The organism is Ensifer adhaerens (genome assembly GCF_028993555.1).
GTDB classification, from domain to species: domain Bacteria; phylum Pseudomonadota; class Alphaproteobacteria; order Rhizobiales; family Rhizobiaceae; genus Ensifer; species Ensifer adhaerens_I.
This window is the reverse complement of the sequence record NZ_CP118611.1, coordinates 2,681,333-2,698,040: the sequence shown is the minus strand read 5'-3', so window position 1 is coordinate 2,698,040 and position 16,708 is coordinate 2,681,333. Positions and strand designations below refer to the sequence as shown.

Here is a 16,708-nt window from a genome sequence, read left to right as displayed (position 1 = left end):
CTTGATCTAGCACGACCCGGGACCTCGCAAAAGGACTAGCGCGCCGAACTCCCGGCCAGGCGCGCAATGGTCGCCGCAGCACCTCGATTGCCACATGTTTTCACCCCTAGACCGGTGACGATCTAAGGGCAAAAACATGGATTGCATCCTACGCAGCCTGAGGCGTGAAAGCCCCGGCGGTTCCGCCGGCCGCGTCATCACCCGGCGCCATGGAGCCGGCGCTCGAAGGCGTAGAGGAAGCCCGAATACCAGCGGCCGTCGCGCACCAGCCGAAAGCCGAGATTGTCCGGCGGTACGCCGACGGCGCAGCCGCCGCTCTTCGGATCACGGATGAAGAAGCTCATCGACGCCCGGTGCTTGCCGTTAACGACGAAGATGCCGCAGGCAGGCGCCTCCTTCAGAACCTCGCCATCGTCACCTATGGTGACGCGGCGATGGCAGGTCTCGGTCCATTCCCAGACATTGCCGTCCAGGTCGGCAACGCCGTACTCGTTCTCGCCGAAAGCGCCCGATGGCTGCGGCAGCGGGTTCTTCGCCCGCTGCCGGCTCGCCTCGCGCTCGTAGTCCGCCAACCAACGCAGCGCCGGATTGTCCTTGCTGCCGTCGATTCCGAGCGCATCGTCGGGAAACTTCGACCCGGCGGCAAAGGCCCATTGCCGGTCGGTCGGTAGGCGCCAGACCTCACCGGTCTTTCTGGTCAGCCACGCCGCATAGTCGTTCGCGTCCGTATAGTTGACCCCGGTCATCGGTACGCCCGCCAGGCCTGCGCCGTGACCGCCCTCCGGCTGCTGGCAGCCGCCGTCGGTGATGCAGCGTTCAAAATCCTGGCGCGTCACCTGGTACTTCATGATCTCGAGCGGCTGATCGAGCGCCGCGACGACGATCGGCGCATCGACGGCAAAGCCGTTCTTGAGGAAGTGTCCCTCTGCCCGATAGCTCATTTGCCGCGGTGCGATCGTCACGGTCATGGGCGGCCTGATCGACAGGTCGACGCCGTCCTTGAGATCATCGAACAGCCCCACCTTCGCCGAAAGCACACCACCGATTGCGGCCAAAAGGACGGCCGGCGCTGCGAGCGAGAGGAGCGAAACCGCAGATTTCTTGTTGCTGGGCATGGGATGTCTCCGGGGAAAGGGCACGCGCTGACGAGCGCGTGCCTTGTTCGCGCGTGGGGCCGCGCGGTTCGGCCCCACGGTCACCTTGCTTCAGCCGTCTACATCGACGCCGGCTTGACAACCGAAGTCATGAGGTCGTCGTTCCAATCGCCGGTGACCTTGAAGTGGCCGGCAGCGCCCAGCTCGAACGCCTCGATCAGGTTGTGGTTGACGTAGGCGTACACACCCGGCTGGCGGAAGGTGTAGAAGGCAGCGCCTGCGGTTCCGCCCGGAATGAGCCAGGTTTCCTGGTCGAGATCCGGCGGGTTGCGGAACTTGCCGGTCGCCCAGACATAGTCGCCATGCCCGCCGATCAGGTGCGGCCGCGTATCGCGGTTGGCCTGCGAATGGACGACGAGGACGCGCTCGCCCACTGCTGCGGTCAGGGCGTTGTCGCCGGTCAGAGCGCCGACGGCCCCATTGAAGACGATGTGGGTCGGGGTCAGCGTGCGCATCGCCTTCACCGCATCTTCATAGGCATCGCCGGGAGTTTCGTACTTCTTGTAGTTCCCGGCTTCGTCCTTCGGCACATAGAAGTCCTGCTCGCCAACATAATAGATCTTGTCATAGGTCAGCGGCTGGCCCTTCTCGTCCTTCAGGCCTTCGCGCGGGAGCACCATGATGGCGCCGTTCATGCCCGAGGTGACGTGCCAGGGCACCATGCCTTCGGGCGCGCAATGGTAGACGAAGACGCCGGGCTTGGTGGCCTTGAAGCGGAGCGTGGTTTCTTCGCCCGGGTTGACCTGCGTCAGCGCACCACCGCCCAGCGCGCCGGTTGCGGCGTGGAAGTCGATGTTGTGCAGCAGCGTGTTGGTCGCCGGGTTGATCAGCCGAAGCTCGACATAGTCGTTCTCATGTACCACCAGCAGCGGCCCAGGCACCGAGCCATTGAAGGTCATCGCGTGGATTTCGGTGCCCTCGCGGTCGATCACCAGCTTCTTTTCCTCGATCGTCATGGTGAACTCGACGACTCGCGGTCCCGTCTTGGCGACCTGTTCATGGGCGTGGACGAAGGGCGGCTTGACGAGGTCGACCTTGACGCGGGGCAGGGTCGAGATATCGACGGGAGCTGCACCCGCTGCCGTGGCAGCGCCGGCTGCCTGTGCCTGCGCGGTATGGAGAAGCGGCGCAACCGCGCCCGCCAGGGCAGCGCCGGCAAGCATCGTCCGGCGGGTCATCTGAAGTTGTTCAGTCATCTTGCTCTCCTTCGGCGCGCTCCAGCGACCGGGATTGGCCTTCTGCGAAATGCGCCTTTATTCAACGAGTTAGAGTGGGCGGCGCCGACTTTGGCGGCCTCACCTCCGGTCTCGACCACCGGTCCCCCAGCAGTCACAAGAGAAATATATCCGCAGACGAATCGCGTCTTTGTCTTGGAACAAATCGTTTCGAGGAGATCGCTTTTCTTTGCCACTGCATGAACACACGCGGCGGAGCGGGGCAGCGATACTTGCGTTTTCGCAAAGAGCGCCTCCGAAGCCATTGATAGATCAAGCCTCATCCGCAAGTCCGTAAGGACGCACGACGAGGACGATCATCATGTTGGACAGACTCATAAGACCGAAACCGAGCGGCGGCATTCCGCGCGGGCTCTCCACCACCGGCCCGGTGCTCTTCTCCTATGGCTTCCGGCCCTTCTTTCTCGGTGCCGCCCTCTGGGCGATCGGTGCCATGGCGCTCTGGATCTCGGCACTGGTTTTCGGGATCGACCTCGCGGGCAATTATGGCGCCGCCCATTGGCACGCACATGAGATGCTGTTCGGCTTCTCCTCCGCCGTGCTCGGCGGCTTCCTGCTGACGGCAATCCCGAATTGGACGGGAAGGCTGCCGGTCTCCGGCGGCCCGCTCGCCGCCCTCTTCGGGCTCTGGGTTGTCGGCCGACTCGCTCTGCTATCGAGCACTGTCATCGGTCTGCCCGTCGCGGCAGGCATCGAAGCGCTGTTCCTGCCGGCGCTCCTGCTGATCTGCGCGCGCGAGGTAATCGTCGGCCGCAAATGGAAGGATCTGAAGGTCATTGGCGGGCTGGTGCTCCTGTCTGCCGCCAATATCTGGTTCCACCTTTCGGTGCTCCGAGACCTCGACGAGGATGCCGCAGCGCGGCTGGCGATCGCCGCCTACGCCATGCTGATCATGATCGTCGGCGGACGCATCGTGCCCAGCTTCACGCGCAACTGGCTGAACAAGGTGGGGCGCACCAACTTCCCGGTGCCCTATAACCGCTTCGACACGGCAGCGATCCTCCTCGGTGTCGCGGCGCTCGCCGCCTGGACCTTCGCGCCTGATCACATCGTCACAGGGACGATCGCGCTTGTCGCCTGCGGCTTCCATACGGTGCGGCTCTTCCGCTGGCGCGGATGGGCGACCTGGCCGGAGAAGCTGCTCTTCGTGCTTCACGCGGCCTATGCCTTCGTGCCGCTCGGCTTCCTGGCGATATCAGCCGGAGCGGTCGAACTGCTGAGCGAATACCCGGTAATGCATGTGCTGACCGTCGGCGTGATTGCGTCGATGATGCTCGCCGTCATGACCCGCGCCAGCCGCGGCCACACCGGGCGGCCGCTGGTGGGATCAGCGCTTACCAGCGCCTCCTACGTCGCGATCATGGCCGCAGCGCTGATCCGGCCGCTGGCCGAGGTGTTACCGGCGCACTATCAGCACCTGATCGCGCTTTCGGGCGTGTTGTGGATTACCGCCTTCGCGCTGTTCACGCTGGAATATGGGCCGATGCTTGCGTGCGACCGCCGCTCGCCTCGCGCGTCATCCTGACCCAAAGTTCGAACCCAAAACAAAGAGGCGCCGCATCAGCGGCGCCTCTTTTGTTGCAAGACAGCTCTCAGAAGCTGCCGCCGTGCGCCAATTCGATCACGCCGTCGGCCATCATCTCGGGCGTCCAGGGCGGCTCGTAGGTCAGGCGGACCTCGGCATATTCGACGCCTGGCACATACCAGACGCAGTTCTGTACAGCCTCCTTTAGGAAGGCCGTTGCCGGGCAGCCCTTGATCGTCGTCGTCATGGTGACGCGGGCGAGGCCGCCTTCCTGGACGTCGATGTCATAGATCAGGCCGAGCTCGACGACGTTCTTGCCCATTTCGGGGTCGATGATGATGCGCAGTGCGTCGCGGATCTTCGCTTCGAGGTCCAGGGTTTCAAACGCCGACATGGGAACGCCCTCTGCCGACGCGAATGAGGATCCGATAGGTCTCGCCAGCCGCGTCGAAATTGCCTGCCCATTTGTGACCGCGCTTGGCGAGCTCCGGATAGAGAAACAGCGGCTCGCGCGCGAGCAATGCAAAGAGTACTTCGCCCTCCGCCATCTTCTCAACCGTCGCCAGAATGCGCACCATCGGCTCGGGCGGATCGAGCTCCGTCAGGTCGAGCTGGCGGCTCGGGTCGGGCCAGGTGTCGAGATCCGTCTCGCCGGCCGAAAGCCTGATCTCGTCGACGTCTCCTTCGGGCGTGAACAGAACTTCCCAGTCGCCATTGTCGAGCGGCCGGTCCTGATGGGTGAAGCCGCGTCCCGCCATGACGCTGAAGAGCGGTACGGGCCGGAAGGTCGCGATCAGCTTCAGCGCCTGGCCCGGCGCCAGACCGTCGACGGCATTCATGATGGCCTGGAACGGATCGCTGCCGCTGCGCAGCAGCGGCCGGACGTCGAGTTCATATGGATCTTGGCTCATGGGAACCTCCGTGAGGAATGGATGGCAAAAACAGGCCTGGTCGAACGAGTCCGTCAGGCAATCGAAGTTCGGCCGGAACGTTGATCAGCCATCGTGTTCGCACGAACTCCAGGACGAGCGCATTGACGGCAATCAATTGGCCCAGGCTCGCAAGGCGAAAAACGTCGGGACTACCGATCAGCAGGGCCAGTGTGCCGACCGCGACCGTCAAATAATAAAGCCGAAACCAGCGAAGGCCCGAGGCCTCGACGACGAGATCCTGAACCCGCGGCGTCGGCACGCGCCCGAGCGCCGGCCCGTAGCATTCGAGCCAGGTCATGAACGGCACGATCTTGTAGAGCTGGGCGAGGCCCATGCCGGTCAGCCAGCCGAAGGCGACGAGATAGATGACGGCGCCCGAACCGGCGTCGAGACGACCGATCGCCAACAGCGTGACGAAAAGTGCCGTTGCGGCAATCAGCGACGCGAAGGCGCCGATGCTGGCGCGGCTGTTGAGCTCGATCGCCTTGCGGCGACGTTCCCGATAGATGCGCAGGATATCACCGACATAGATCGCCACCACGGCGGCGCCGGATCCGACGGCAAGAAGCAGGAGCGGCGTACGACCGAACGCACCGGCGAGAATGACAGGGACTGCCACCGCCAGAAGGCCGAGGCAAAGGGCGCCGAGCACGAAGACCAGACGGCTCGTCGTCCGCTCCTTGTCCGGCGACAGCATGAACATGGTCAAAAGCCGGTAGCTGACGCCCATGGTGGTGAAGCTCAGCCAGCCGCAGAGGCCGAGGGACGCATGAAGTGAAAGTCCATCGATCGTCAGGTCGATCGCAGCTTCCGTATCGATCAGCCCCGAGAGCACCCCGGCATAGATGCCGCCGAGCAGCATCGTGCCGAAAAGCGCGGCAAGACCAACCGCGACGAAGCGGGCCGGGAGCGGTAGAGGACGCGCATGCCAGAGCGTGGCCGCGAAAACAAAGCCAAGCACGGAGAAACCGAGAATTGAGACAGCCGCGCCAACTGGGAGCAGCGTCACCGGAAGATTAATCGCGCCGGAAAGGCTGACGAAGCCGAGCGTCAGACTGGCGATCCCGGTGATGAGGACGAGGAGCGCCGGCAGCGCGACGCTCGGGAAGGAAAGCGGCCGGCCGACGAGAACCGGCACGAACTGGAGCAGCGCCCCCGTCATCAACAGGCTCAACCAGCCCAGGACGACGACATGGACGAGCGCCAGGGTTTCGGGCGCCTCAAGAGCTGAGACCGGGTAGCCGTAGCCGAGAACCATCATGATCTCGCCAAGGACGAGAAAGATCAGCGCGGCCGCGAAATAGGACATCGTCCAGCGGGATAGCGTGGCAGCGAACATGGCGGTTCATCCCCTAGATCACGATGGATTTTGGTCGAGTGACCGAAAACCAAAAGCGTGATCGATTCTCGTAAGTTGGAGCAGGATGTGAGCGGAACACCGAACATCGCACACACTTTTCCTGATCCGCTCTTGAGGCGCACCGCGGAGGCTCAATGACCGCCGCAGCAGCAATCGCAGCCGGAAGATTGCTGCCGGCCGATCTCGACGCGCCAGACAGTCGGCCCCTGCTCAAGGTACTCCCAGGTGAACTCGCCGGGATAGCGCGTTTCCAACTGGTAGTGCAGCGGACGCGGATCGTGATCGTTGATGATGATGAAGGCGCCACCCTCGGCAAGCGCATTCAGCATGCCGAAGATTTTCGGATGGCGCTCCACCGGCGGAATAGTCCGCACATCGATGAAGGGCTTGTCGGTCTCTGCAATGGTCATGGTCATCCGCTTCTGAGCGCCGTCGTTTGCTGATGGTCCGGGAAACGCCGGCGCACACGCCCCGGATTTCCGCAACCTAGCGACCGCGGCGCCGCGACATTTTGTCGAAGCGCAAACAAATCCCGGTTTGGCGGAGACCACCCCCGTCCTTGACTTTCCGCAAAGAGTTGCCGGGCCGCGAGGCCTAGAAAAGCTGCATCCATCGCCACCCAGATGAGGACGAAATGTTAGCTTCCGCGCTCCTGAAATACGGTGAAATGCGCCTGCCGCGCTACACGAGTTACCCGACCGCACCGCGCTTTGCCGCAACGGTTGACGAACGCACTTACGGCGACTGGCTGAAGGCGATCCCCAGGGGCGAGGATGTGTCGCTCTATCTGCACATCCCCTTCTGTCGGTCGATGTGCTGGTACTGCGGCTGCCACACGACGATCACCAAGAAGGACGATCCGATCCTCGACTATCTTGATGTGTTGCGCGATGAGATCCGCATGGTCTCCGATACCGTCGGTCGGCCGCTGTCGGTCGCGGAAATACACTTCGGAGGCGGCACCCCGACGATCATCGAGCCGCGCGAGTTCCTGGCTCTGATGACGCTGATGCGCGAGCGCTTCGCGCTGTCGCCGTCGGCCAACGTCGCCGTCGAGATCGATCCGCGCCGGCTGACACTCGCCATGGCCGAAGCGCTCGGCGCAGGCGGCGTGAAGCGCGCCAGCCTCGGCGTGCAAAGCTTCGACCCCGTCGTGCAGAAGGCGATCAATCGCATACAGAGCGAGAAGCAGACGGCCGAAGCCGTCAGCCATCTGCGCGGCGCCGGTGTCAGCGGGATCAATTTCGACTTGATCTACGGCCTGCCGCACCAGACGGTACGCTCCTGCGTCGACACGGTCGAAGCGGCCGTCGCCATGCGCCCGGAACGGTTCGCCGTCTTCGGTTACGCCCATGTGCCAAGCTTCAAGAAGCACCAGCGCATGATCGATGAGGCGGCTCTGCCGGACAGCGCAGCCCGCGCCGAACAGGCGTTGGCGATCAGCGAGGCGCTGATCAAGGCCGGCTACCGGCAGATTGGCCTCGACCATTTCGCCTTGCCTGACGACGATCTCGTCACCGCCCAGGCGACCGGGCGGCTCCGTCGCAACTTCCAGGGCTACACGACAGACAATTGCGAGACGCTCATCGGCTTCGGCGCCTCGGCGATCGGCCGCTCGCGTGACGGTTATGTTCAGAACGAGGTGCCGCCCGGTGTCTATGCCAGCCGCATCGCGTCGGGCCGGCTCGCAACCACCAAGGGCTACCGGCTGACCGACGAGGACCGGCAACGCGCTGCGATCATCGAGCGACTGATGTGCGATTTCAGTGCCGATATTTCCGCGATCGCCGCGGCGCATGGCCGGGTCTGGCGGACGCTCGTCGAAGGCAACGGCAAATTGGCCGAACTGCGGCAAGACGGGGTGATCGATATTGCCGATGGCGTCATCACCGTTCGGCCCGAGCACCGCTTTGTCATCCGCGCGGTGGCGGCTGCCTTCGACGCCTATATCGACGAGTCCCAGAGGGTGCACAGCAAGGCGGCGTAAGGCTCCTACGCCCAGAAGGCTCCGCCACTGCGGAGCCTGCAGGTGCGTCGAGAATCGACCCACCGCTTCCACTCAGTCGTGCTCGGACGAGATACGAGCACGACGATGCAGTCCCCCTTCGCAAAGGACGCGGCGCGAACGCGTTCCTTGCACATTCTCCATCCAAACGGCCGGAAGTGGGTAAACGCCCGCATCTCTATCCGGTAGCCAAAAGGCCCGGCGATTGCCGGGCCTTTCGTCCTTCTCCTGTGTGGTCTGCCGCCTCACCCCACCAGATTGCGGTAGATCGACGGCAGCGCTGCGGGCAATCGCGAGATGTTGCCGACAACGGCATAGCCGTTCTGGCCGAACATGGCGGGGACATAGGACTTCGCTTCGCGGTCGACGGTGACGGCAAAGGTGTTGATGCCGCTACGCCGTGCCTCGGTGACCGCGCGGCGGCTGTCTTCGAGCGCGAAGCGTCCCTCGTAGTGGTCGATATCGTTGGGCTTGCCGTCGGTCAGGACCAGCAGGAGCTTCTTGCGGTTCGGTTGCCGGCGAAGCTCGGCCGAGGCGTGCCGGATCGCGGCGCCGATACGGGTGTAATAGCCGGGCTTCAGCGCCGCGATGCGCGCCTCGACCAGCGGTCCCATCGCCTCGTTGAAGGCCTTCACCGTTTCCACCCGCACCCAGTCGCGGCGCCGTGAGGTGAAGGTCAGGATCGAGTGGTTGTCGCCGCAGGCAGAAAGCCCGTGTGCAAGGATGAGCAAGGCCTCTTTTTCCACATCTAGCACGCGCCGATTGTCGGACCAGGAATCGGTCGACAAAGAAACGTCGACGAGGATCGTCACCGCCAGATCATGGACCTGCGGCCGGCTCATCAGATGAATGCGGTCGCTGCCCTGGCCGCCGGCGGCGAGATCGGTGCGGGCACGCACGACCGCGTCGAGGTCAAGATCGGCGCCGTCGAGCTGCGCGCGCAGCATCTCGTGGCGCGGGCGCAGCACTTCGAACTGACGCCGCACCCGGCGGATCAGGCTCTTGCTCTCATCCGTGAGTTCGGTCCGCTCTTCCTGGGCGGAAGCAGGCATCGCCAGCACCCGGCAATGGTCCTTGAGATATTGTCCGGTCCGGTAGTTCCATTCGGGATAGGTGAGCTCGGCCGTCAACGGCGTCGGGTCGACGGCTTCCGGCGGCAGGTCGAGGTCAAAGCGGAAGCGTGCCGAGGGACGTCCCTTGCGCTCGCCGAGCGTCATGTCGTCCAGTTCCTCGGCAGCCTTGCTATCGTGGTCGTCGCTGTCGTCGCCGGGGCGGTCGACATTGATCATCTCGGCCATGGCGAGGATCTTCTCGAACCGATTGAGAATGAAGGGACTGCGTTCGCCCTTGCGGTTCTCCGGATTTTCGCGCACCGCCACGTGACGTTCGACCTCGGCACCCGCACTCTGCGTGCCCGGCACCGCGGCGACATCCTCGTCGCGCGTGGTCGTGGTTTCGGTGCGCAAGAGCGTGTCCGGCCAAAGCGGCATCGGCAGCATCGGCAGATAACCGGGTGGCGCGCGATGAGGAAAGATCACCGGCAGCGTCGCATCCGCCTGGCCCGTGGCCTTGCGCAACAGGCGCAGGATGCGGTTTTCGAGATGCTGCTCGATCGACGGCAGCCCAGCCCTCTGCCGCTCGGCAAGGGTCGCCTCGGCCAGACGCCGATAGCGCTGCCGGAGACCGGGGAACCGCTGGAAGACTTCTTCCACCGTTTCCTGGGCGCGCGATACCAGCGCCAGGTCACGGCGGAGCGGATCAGTTTCGTCGATGGGGTCGACAGGCATCGTCGCCATATAGGCGACGAGCCAGTGATAGAGATCCCGGTTCAGGTCCTTCGTCGGAAAGATATCGATCTCGCCCGGCAGCATCAGCGATGCGTGGTCGCGCGCCGGCTGGACGAGTTTCTCTTCGCCGAGCCCCATGCGTTGCCGCCACCGCAAGCGATGGGTCGACGTGCGCCCGCGGGCCGGCACGATCTGCACCGCAGCCTCGCCCCCATGTCCACGAAAGGAGACGCCGAGCACCGGCATCATGTCGGTGAGCTTCACCGCCTGTTCCGGGTAACGTTGCCAGGTCCTGGTGTTGCCGACAAAGCGGTGCCAGGCCCGCCCGACGGTTTCTTCGAGCTCGAGGAAATCAAGCATGGTTCACCTCAGGCGATCAGCGAACCGGCAACTTCGAGAAGTGCCGCGCGCACGTCCGGCTCGTCGGTCAATGGCTCGATCATCGCGGCCCGCACCGCGTCCTTGACCGGCATGCCGGCATCGATGAGGGAGGCACAATAGACCAGAAGTCGGGTCGACACGCCTTCTTCCAGGTCATGCCCCTTCAGCGCGCGCAGCCGCTGCGCGAGGTTGACGAGCGGCGCCACCTGGCTCTCGAGCAGTCCGCTTTCCTGGGAAACGACGGCGATTTCCTCATTGCGCGGCAGGAAATCGAACTCGATCGCCACGAAGCGCTGCCGGGTGCTGGGCTTCAGGCTCTTCAAAAGGTTCTGGTAGCCGGGATTGTAGGAAACGATCAGCATGAAACTCGAGGGTGCCTCGAGCAGTTCGCCGGTGCGTTCGAGCGGCAGCATGCGTCGATCGTCGGTCAGCGGGTGCAGGACGACGGCGACGTCCTTGCGGGCCTCGACGATCTCGTCGAGATAGCAGACGCCGCCATTGCGCACGGCGCGGGTGAGCGGGCCGTCGACCCAGACGGTGTCGCCGCCCTTCAACAGATAGCGTCCGGTGAGGTCGGCGGCGGCAAGATCGTCATGGCACGAAACGGTCGAAAGCGGCAGACCGAGCTTCGCCGCCATGTGGCTGACGAAACGGGTCTTGCCGCAACCGGTCGGTCCTTTGAGGAGGAGCGGCAACTGCCGCACCCAGGCGCTCTCGAACAGCGCACATTCGTTGCCGGAGGGACTGTAGGCGGGGATATCGAGCGCCGCGCGGCTGACGGCAGTTTGGACAGGGCTCATGGCAAGTCTCCATGCTGGGATTTCGCTGGGGTGCCGGCGCGGCATGCCGCGCCGGCTGATCGGTCATTCGGCAGGCTGGACGACGCCGGCGAGCTTCGCGCTGCGCTCGCGGCCGGGGACGAGAACCGCCCAGATGAACATCAGCGCCGAGATCAGGACAACGGCACCGGAGCCCAGGCGGATCCAGTAGAACAGCGCGAGCTGGTCCTGGACGTCCATGTAGCTTTCGCCGAGCACGCGCTGCAGATGCGCCTGGAGGACACCTGCGAAGGTCAGCGCGAAGGTCATGACCGACATGGCGGTGCACATGATCCAGAAGCTCACCATCGACAGCCATTGGTTATAAGGCGCGCGGCCGCGGATTTCCGGGATGGCATAGGCCATGACCGCGAGATTCAGCATCACATAGGCGCCGAAGAAGGCGAGGTGTCCGTGGGCCGCGGTCACCTGAGTGCCGTGGGTGTAGTAGTTTACCGAGGACAGCGTGTGCAGGAAGCCCCAGACGCCGGCACCGAAGAAGGCCATCACCGAGCAGCCGATCGACCAGAGGAGCGCTGCGCGGTTCGGATGCTTGCGCCCGGCCTTCCAGGTCATCACGAAGGTGAAGACCACCATGGTGAAGAAGGGTGCCACTTCGAGTGTCGAAAACAGCGAGCCGATCCACTGCCAGTAGCCCGGCGCACCGATCCAGTAGTAGTGGTGGCCGGTGCCGAGAATGCCAGAGAAGAGCGCCAGGCCGACGATGACGTAGAGCCACTTCTCGACGACTTCGCGGTCGATGCCGTTGAGCTTGATCATCAGGAAGGCGAGCACCGATGCCATGATCAGTTCCCAGACGCCCTCGACCCAGAGGTGGACGACATACCACCAGTACATCTTGTCGAGCGCCAGGTTGATCGGGTTGTAGAAGGCGAAGAGGAAGAAGATCGCCACACCCCAGAGCCCGAAGATCAGGATGTTGGTGACGGTGGTCTTGCGGCCTTTCAGCACCGTGAGCGTGATGTTGTAGAGGAACATCAGCGCGACGATGACGATACCGACCTTGATCGCGAAGGGCTGCTCGAGGAACTCGCGCCCCTCATGAATGTGCAGGAGGTAGCCGACGACGGCGACGGCCGCGGCGATCAGGAAGATCCAGAACTGCGCAATAGCGATCTTCGTGCTGTAGAGCTCGGTTTCCGCTTCTTCCGGCAGCAGATAATAGGTTGCGCCCATGAAGCCCATGAGCAGCCAGACGATCAGCGCGTTGGTGTGGACCATGCGCACGATATTGAAGGGCAGGAGCTCGGAGAGCGTATTGGGCAAGACATAGATGGTGCCGGCAAGGACGCCGAACAGCACCTGGGCGAGGAACAGGCCGAGCGCTCCATAGAAGTAGAGCATCGCGACCTTCTGGGTTTGGTATTTCATGGTGTCACACTCCAATCGGTTCGCTTAGCCCGCCTCGTTCGGCGGCCAGTTCTGGGTCTTGATGCGGCTCGTCCATTCGAGGAAGTCGGCGAGGTCGTTCAGTTCCTGTTCGGAGAGGTTGAACTGCGGCATCTGCCGCCGTCCCTCGATGCCGGTCGGCTGGGCGGCCATCCAGGCTTTCAGCGTTTCGCGCGCGCCATCCGGGTCGGCCTCGCCGCCGAAGCGCTTCCAGACATTGCCGAGCTCGGGCGCGAAATAGGCGCCCTCGCCGAGCAGCGTGTGGCAGTTGATACAGGAGTTCTTTTCCCAGACGTGTTTGCCGCGCGCGACCGCATCGGTCAGCGTCGTCTCGTCCGTCGAGGTCGTCCGCATGTAGTAATGGCTGTGGGCCGTGAGCCCGACGAAGATTGCGAAGAAAAAGAAGGACCCGCCGTAAAAGACGTTACGGGCCCCGGTTTTGGTGAGGCGTTCTGCCATCACGTGGTCCTTTCGATTTCAGTTGGCCGCTGAGAACGCGGCCGCTGATCTGATCCCCTCCCCGTGCGGTGTCGGAACTTGCGACGCCGGCAACAATCGGGGCGAACCCATGTCTAGGGAAATCGGCGGCGGCTTCTTTGCGTTTCGGCAAACAAGTCGGCGGGTGACCTCAGATGAAGAGAGCGGTGCTCAGCACCAGCTTCGCGGCGGCAAGCATGAGGAGCGCCACAGGCCAGATCAGAAGGCCAATACGAAGGGCCGACGGTGCCTGCCTGAGCCCCATGAAATCGAGCGCGACGAACCGGCATTTGAGGACGGCGAGTCCAAGCAAGACGGCGATGACTGGGGCCGTCGGCCCGACGATCGCCATCAGCGCCATGCCCGCGATCACGACCACGGCAAGCACCAGCCAGGTGTTGAACAATTGTCGGGGATTTCGGTCAGTCATGGCATTCACACGAGATAGACGAGCGGAAACATCACGATCCAGACGAGATCGATCACATGCCAGAGCGTGGTGATCAGGGCGACGTTGCCGGGCGCCGGTCGCCAGGCGACGATGAGCAGCACCAACGCGCCGAAGGCGACGTGCAGCAGATGGAAGCCGGTGACGAGGAAATAGAGTTCGAAGAAGGAACCGTATGCAGGATCGCCGGCGACGCCGGCCTCGGTGCTGTATTCGAAGAGCTTGATCGCCACGAAGGCAAAACCAAGAAGCGCGGCATTCACCAACGCCCGCCGGCGCTGCCCGAGCGACGCGCGCGGCCTAGTCGCCAGGGCCGCCTGCCAGCCGCTGGTCAGAAGGACGAGGGTGTTGATACCGGCAAGCAGCGGATCGAGATGCAAGCGGGCGGCAGCATATGCATCCGGCTGGACGAGGCCGACGAGCAGAAAACCGGCGAGCAGAATGCCGAAGGCGGCAAGTTCGCTCCAGACGAGCACCCAGAGCAGCAGGGTGTCCGTCGTGTCTTCTTCCGCTGTCGGGGCAATCGGATGACTGCGGGCATCCATATCAGCGCCTCCGTTGAAAACTCGGCTTGAGCTAGGCATGGCCGCCCACCCTGTCTTTGCGATTACGCAAAGAAGGCGGCAGGGGGCGGGGCTATTGGCGGGAAACAAAGGAGCCTACCGATGACAGACGCACAGATCGGCCTTTCCGTTGCCACCCCCATCATCATCGTCTTCGCCCTCGTGCTCTATCGCATGGGCGTGCTTCAGCGCGGCGCGACGCTGTCGGCGATCCTCTCCTCGGTTGCAATCGCCATCGTCCTCTTCCTCGATCGCTGAGACGCGAGGGCTTGTGCGGCGCTAGCGACCAGGGGCTCATAAGTGAACTCGTAGCCATACTCACGGCCGGCTTGCCGAAGCCGGCCCCGCCCCTTTTGCGGCTGGCGGCACCGATTGAAGCGGCCCTTCGACACTGGTAAAATTCGGCTTCTTCCGCATCCAAGGTAGGCGCGTGTCCAGTAAGCGTAGCAGGCGCGGCGCATTGCAGAAGCGTTCGACACGACGAACTGCCTCTAACGGATTAGGGGAGGATCGGAGAGATGGTCGACCGATGGCTCTTCAAGAGCGAGACATACGACAATTGCAACTGCGCTATGAATTGTGGCTGCCAATTCAACCTGCCAAGTACCCACGGTTACTGCCAGTCAGCTTTCGTCGGCAACATCGTTGAAGGGCACTTCGAGGACACACCGATCGCGGGCTTGAATTGGGCGGCGATTTACAAGTGGCCGGGCGAAATCAAGGACGGAAACGGCCAGCGCCTGATCGTCATCGACGAGCGTGCGAATGAAGCGCAACGCAGCGCGCTTGAAGCGATCATCTCCGGTGACGCCGGCGAGCCATTGAGCAATCTGTTCTCCGTGTTCGCGTCGACATGTTCAGAATTCTGCCAGACATTGTTCCTGCCGATTCATCTTGAAGCAGACTTGGAACTGAGAACCGCCACAGTAGAGATCCCCGGCGTTATGCGCAGCAACGGCCGACCGATGATCAACGAGTTCACTGGTCAACCATTCCACATTGCGATGGCGCGTCCGAGCGGTAGTTTCGAGTTTACCTACGCCGAGATCGGGCTGGGGACCACCTCGGTCACCGGGGATATGGAAATGGCGTTTACCGATTCATGGGCGCATTTTTGTGTTCACCACTTCGACCAGCATGGTTTGGTGCGCGAAAGATCGCGACTCACCGCATGGCTTGAGCGCATGAGTTCCACCTCGCGCGAATGACGACAATGGGGCCAATTCCCGCTGAGGGCCATGGCTCGGGCTCCTAAGCGCCGAGACGCAATCTGGTTAAGGTGACAAGGGGCGCCGGTACGCCACTGCGTTCTTGCCAGGGTCCGCATCGCGCTGAGAGATTCCCTGATTTAAATCCGGCAAACTTGATGAATTCAGTCGTAACGTCGCGAGCGGCTGCGCCGCAGACTTTGAGAAATGTCAAAGAGGACCGTCGCCGTCGGGTGTAGTTCAGGCGCATACACCCATGGAGAAGGTTCGATGCCGATGCGTTTTTCAGGACAACAGGAGCTGGGACAGGCTTACCGCGAGCTTCTTGCTCTGTGTGATCGCCTCGAGACGCTCGCCGATTCCATTCCGCGCCGCATCGACATGACGAGCTGCCGCGTGATCATGACGGAATTGCCGGAAAAGCTCAGACGCGTCCACGCGCTCGAGGAAACGATCCTGTTTCCTGCGGTCGAAGGCCGGCGGGGGACTGATGATCGCGACGCCTTGATCGCGCGACTGCGCGCCGAACATGACCAGGACGATCGGGCCGCCGTCGAACTGGTGCGCGTGCTGAAGGCCGTTCTCGACAACAGGGCATCGCTCAGCTGGGACGCGATCGGCTACATGTTGCGGGGCTTCTTCGAAACCGTTCGCCGACATGTGGCAACGGAGCGGCTAATTCTCTGGCGCCATGCGTGAGACCATCGACATGACCTATTTTCTTCTTGCCTTCGCCGTCTTCCTGCTGCTCCATCTCGTGCCGGCCTGGCCGGCGCTGCGCCAGGGCCTGATCGACCGGCTCGGCCGCTCGACCTATTTCGTGGCCTATTCACTTCTGTCGGTTCTCGCTCTCGGCTTCGTCTTTCACGCAGCGCTTCAGCTCGATTTCATCCCGCTCTGGGAACCGGCCGCCTGGCAGGCCTGGGTAACCTTCGTTCTGGCGCCGCTCGGGATCTTTCTCGTGCTGGCCGGCCTCTTCAGCGAGAACGTGCTGTCGATTTCCATCTACCAGGGCAACGAACGCCCCGGCGCCATCGTGACGATCACCCGTCATCCCGTGCTCTGGGGCTTCCTGCTCTGGGCCGCTGGTCACATCGTGCCCAATGGCGACCTGCGCTCGCTCATTCTTTTCGGCGGCTTCGCACTGTTTTCCGTGGGCGGTTTCTTCATGCTCGAAAAGCGCGCTCGCCGGCGCCTCGGTGACAGCTGGCAAGCGGCCTCGAAGGGCACATCGGTCTGGCCCTTCGCCGCGATTGTCAGGGGTGAGACCCGTTTGCGTGCCGATCCGGTGATGGTCATCGCCGCCTTTGCCACCGTCGCCATCGCCGTCTGGCTGCTGGTCGGCGGGCACGCGGTCCTCTTCGGCGCCGATCCGCTGCTCCAGGCGAGTGCACTCGACTAGCGC

Annotated in this window: 18 protein-coding genes; 6 read left to right on the top strand and 12 right to left on the bottom strand. The window is 63.2% G+C overall.

Translation table 11 applies throughout. The features are described 5' to 3' along the window. Positions 1–197: 197 nt before the first annotated feature. Both PWG15_RS32350 and nirK read right to left on the bottom strand, forming a co-directional pair. A complete protein-coding gene (locus PWG15_RS32350; RefSeq protein ID WP_275025720.1) occupies positions 198–1,115 on the bottom strand; it encodes an SUMF1/EgtB/PvdO family nonheme iron enzyme in 918 nt (305 codons plus the stop codon). A 98-nt stretch (positions 1,116–1,213) separates the two neighbouring features. Beyond that, positions 1,214–2,350, bottom strand: a complete 1,137-nt coding sequence (nirK, locus tag PWG15_RS32345; RefSeq protein WP_275025719.1) for a copper-containing nitrite reductase — start codon at positions 2,348–2,350, stop codon at positions 1,214–1,216. A gap of 340 nt (positions 2,351–2,690) precedes the next feature. On the opposite strand from nirK, the gene PWG15_RS32340 reads away from it, so the two are divergent. Then, positions 2,691–3,914, top strand: a complete 1,224-nt coding sequence (locus PWG15_RS32340) for an NnrS family protein (protein ID WP_275025718.1) — start codon at positions 2,691–2,693, stop codon at positions 3,912–3,914. A gap of 67 nt (positions 3,915–3,981) precedes the next feature. Here PWG15_RS32340 and PWG15_RS32335 read toward each other — a convergent pair whose 3' ends face one another. The 4 genes from PWG15_RS32335 to PWG15_RS32320 form a co-directional block, all read right to left on the bottom strand. Next, the gene (locus PWG15_RS32335; RefSeq protein WP_275025717.1) at positions 3,982–4,308 is read right to left on the bottom strand and encodes a metal-sulfur cluster assembly factor; all 327 of its coding nucleotides are present in this window, start codon (positions 4,306–4,308) and stop codon (positions 3,982–3,984) included. Further along, complete coding sequence (locus PWG15_RS32330) at positions 4,295–4,825, bottom strand: DUF2249 domain-containing protein (RefSeq protein ID WP_275025716.1); 531 nt, start codon at positions 4,823–4,825, stop codon at positions 4,295–4,297. Before PWG15_RS32330 ends, PWG15_RS32335 begins: the two co-directional genes overlap by 14 nt. Beyond that, a complete protein-coding gene (locus PWG15_RS32325) occupies positions 4,806–6,185 on the bottom strand; it encodes a hypothetical protein (RefSeq protein WP_275025715.1) in 1,380 nt (459 codons plus the stop codon). Before PWG15_RS32325 ends, PWG15_RS32330 begins: the two co-directional genes overlap by 20 nt. A gap of 152 nt (positions 6,186–6,337) precedes the next feature. After that, positions 6,338–6,616 (bottom strand): DUF2249 domain-containing protein, encoded by a 279-nt coding sequence (locus PWG15_RS32320; protein ID WP_275025714.1) that lies wholly within the window; start codon positions 6,614–6,616, stop codon positions 6,338–6,340. A 224-nt stretch (positions 6,617–6,840) separates the two neighbouring features. On the opposite strand from PWG15_RS32320, the gene hemN reads away from it, so the two are divergent. Then, positions 6,841–8,193 carry an oxygen-independent coproporphyrinogen III oxidase gene (gene hemN, locus PWG15_RS32315; protein WP_275025713.1) on the top strand — a complete coding sequence of 451 codons (1,353 nt, stop codon included), beginning with the start codon at positions 6,841–6,843 and terminating at the stop codon, positions 8,191–8,193. 263 nt (positions 8,194–8,456) lie between these two features. Here hemN and PWG15_RS32310 read toward each other — a convergent pair whose 3' ends face one another. The 6 genes from PWG15_RS32310 to PWG15_RS32285 all read right to left on the bottom strand — a co-directional run bounded on the left by PWG15_RS32310 (position 8,457) and on the right by PWG15_RS32285 (position 14,077). Further along, complete coding sequence (locus PWG15_RS32310) at positions 8,457–10,358, bottom strand: nitric oxide reductase activation protein NorD (RefSeq protein WP_275025712.1); 1,902 nt, start codon at positions 10,356–10,358, stop codon at positions 8,457–8,459. An 8-nt stretch (positions 10,359–10,366) separates the two neighbouring features. Further along, positions 10,367–11,179 carry a CbbQ/NirQ/NorQ/GpvN family protein gene (locus PWG15_RS32305; protein ID WP_275025711.1) on the bottom strand — a complete coding sequence of 271 codons (813 nt, stop codon included), beginning with the start codon at positions 11,177–11,179 and terminating at the stop codon, positions 10,367–10,369. A gap of 63 nt (positions 11,180–11,242) precedes the next feature. Continuing rightward, positions 11,243–12,589: a nitric-oxide reductase large subunit gene (locus PWG15_RS32300; protein ID WP_275025710.1), complete on the bottom strand. Its 1,347-nt coding sequence runs from the start codon at positions 12,587–12,589 to the stop codon at positions 11,243–11,245. Between the two features lie 24 nt (positions 12,590–12,613). Next, positions 12,614–13,066: a c-type cytochrome gene (locus tag PWG15_RS32295; protein ID WP_275025708.1), complete on the bottom strand. Its 453-nt coding sequence runs from the start codon at positions 13,064–13,066 to the stop codon at positions 12,614–12,616. A 169-nt stretch (positions 13,067–13,235) separates the two neighbouring features. Next, positions 13,236–13,514 carry a cytochrome C oxidase subunit IV family protein gene (locus tag PWG15_RS32290; protein WP_275025706.1) on the bottom strand — a complete coding sequence of 93 codons (279 nt, stop codon included), beginning with the start codon at positions 13,512–13,514 and terminating at the stop codon, positions 13,236–13,238. 5 nt (positions 13,515–13,519) lie between these two features. Beyond that, positions 13,520–14,077: a cytochrome c oxidase subunit 3 gene (locus PWG15_RS32285; RefSeq protein ID WP_275025705.1), complete on the bottom strand. Its 558-nt coding sequence runs from the start codon at positions 14,075–14,077 to the stop codon at positions 13,520–13,522. A 120-nt stretch (positions 14,078–14,197) separates the two neighbouring features. Between PWG15_RS32285 and PWG15_RS32280 the strand changes: the two genes are divergently transcribed. The 4 genes from PWG15_RS32280 to PWG15_RS32265 all read left to right on the top strand — a co-directional run bounded on the left by PWG15_RS32280 (position 14,198) and on the right by PWG15_RS32265 (position 16,705). Next, a complete protein-coding gene (locus PWG15_RS32280) occupies positions 14,198–14,353 on the top strand; it encodes a hypothetical protein (protein ID WP_089044838.1) in 156 nt (51 codons plus the stop codon). 260 nt (positions 14,354–14,613) lie between these two features. Beyond that, positions 14,614–15,303 carry a DUF1326 domain-containing protein gene (locus PWG15_RS32275; RefSeq protein ID WP_275025704.1) on the top strand — a complete coding sequence of 230 codons (690 nt, stop codon included), beginning with the start codon at positions 14,614–14,616 and terminating at the stop codon, positions 15,301–15,303. A gap of 270 nt (positions 15,304–15,573) precedes the next feature. Further along, complete coding sequence (locus PWG15_RS32270) at positions 15,574–16,002, top strand: hemerythrin domain-containing protein (RefSeq protein ID WP_275025703.1); 429 nt, start codon at positions 15,574–15,576, stop codon at positions 16,000–16,002. A gap of 10 nt (positions 16,003–16,012) precedes the next feature. Then, positions 16,013–16,705, top strand: a complete 693-nt coding sequence (locus PWG15_RS32265) for an NnrU family protein (protein WP_275025702.1) — start codon at positions 16,013–16,015, stop codon at positions 16,703–16,705. Positions 16,706–16,708: the final 3 nt, after the last annotated feature.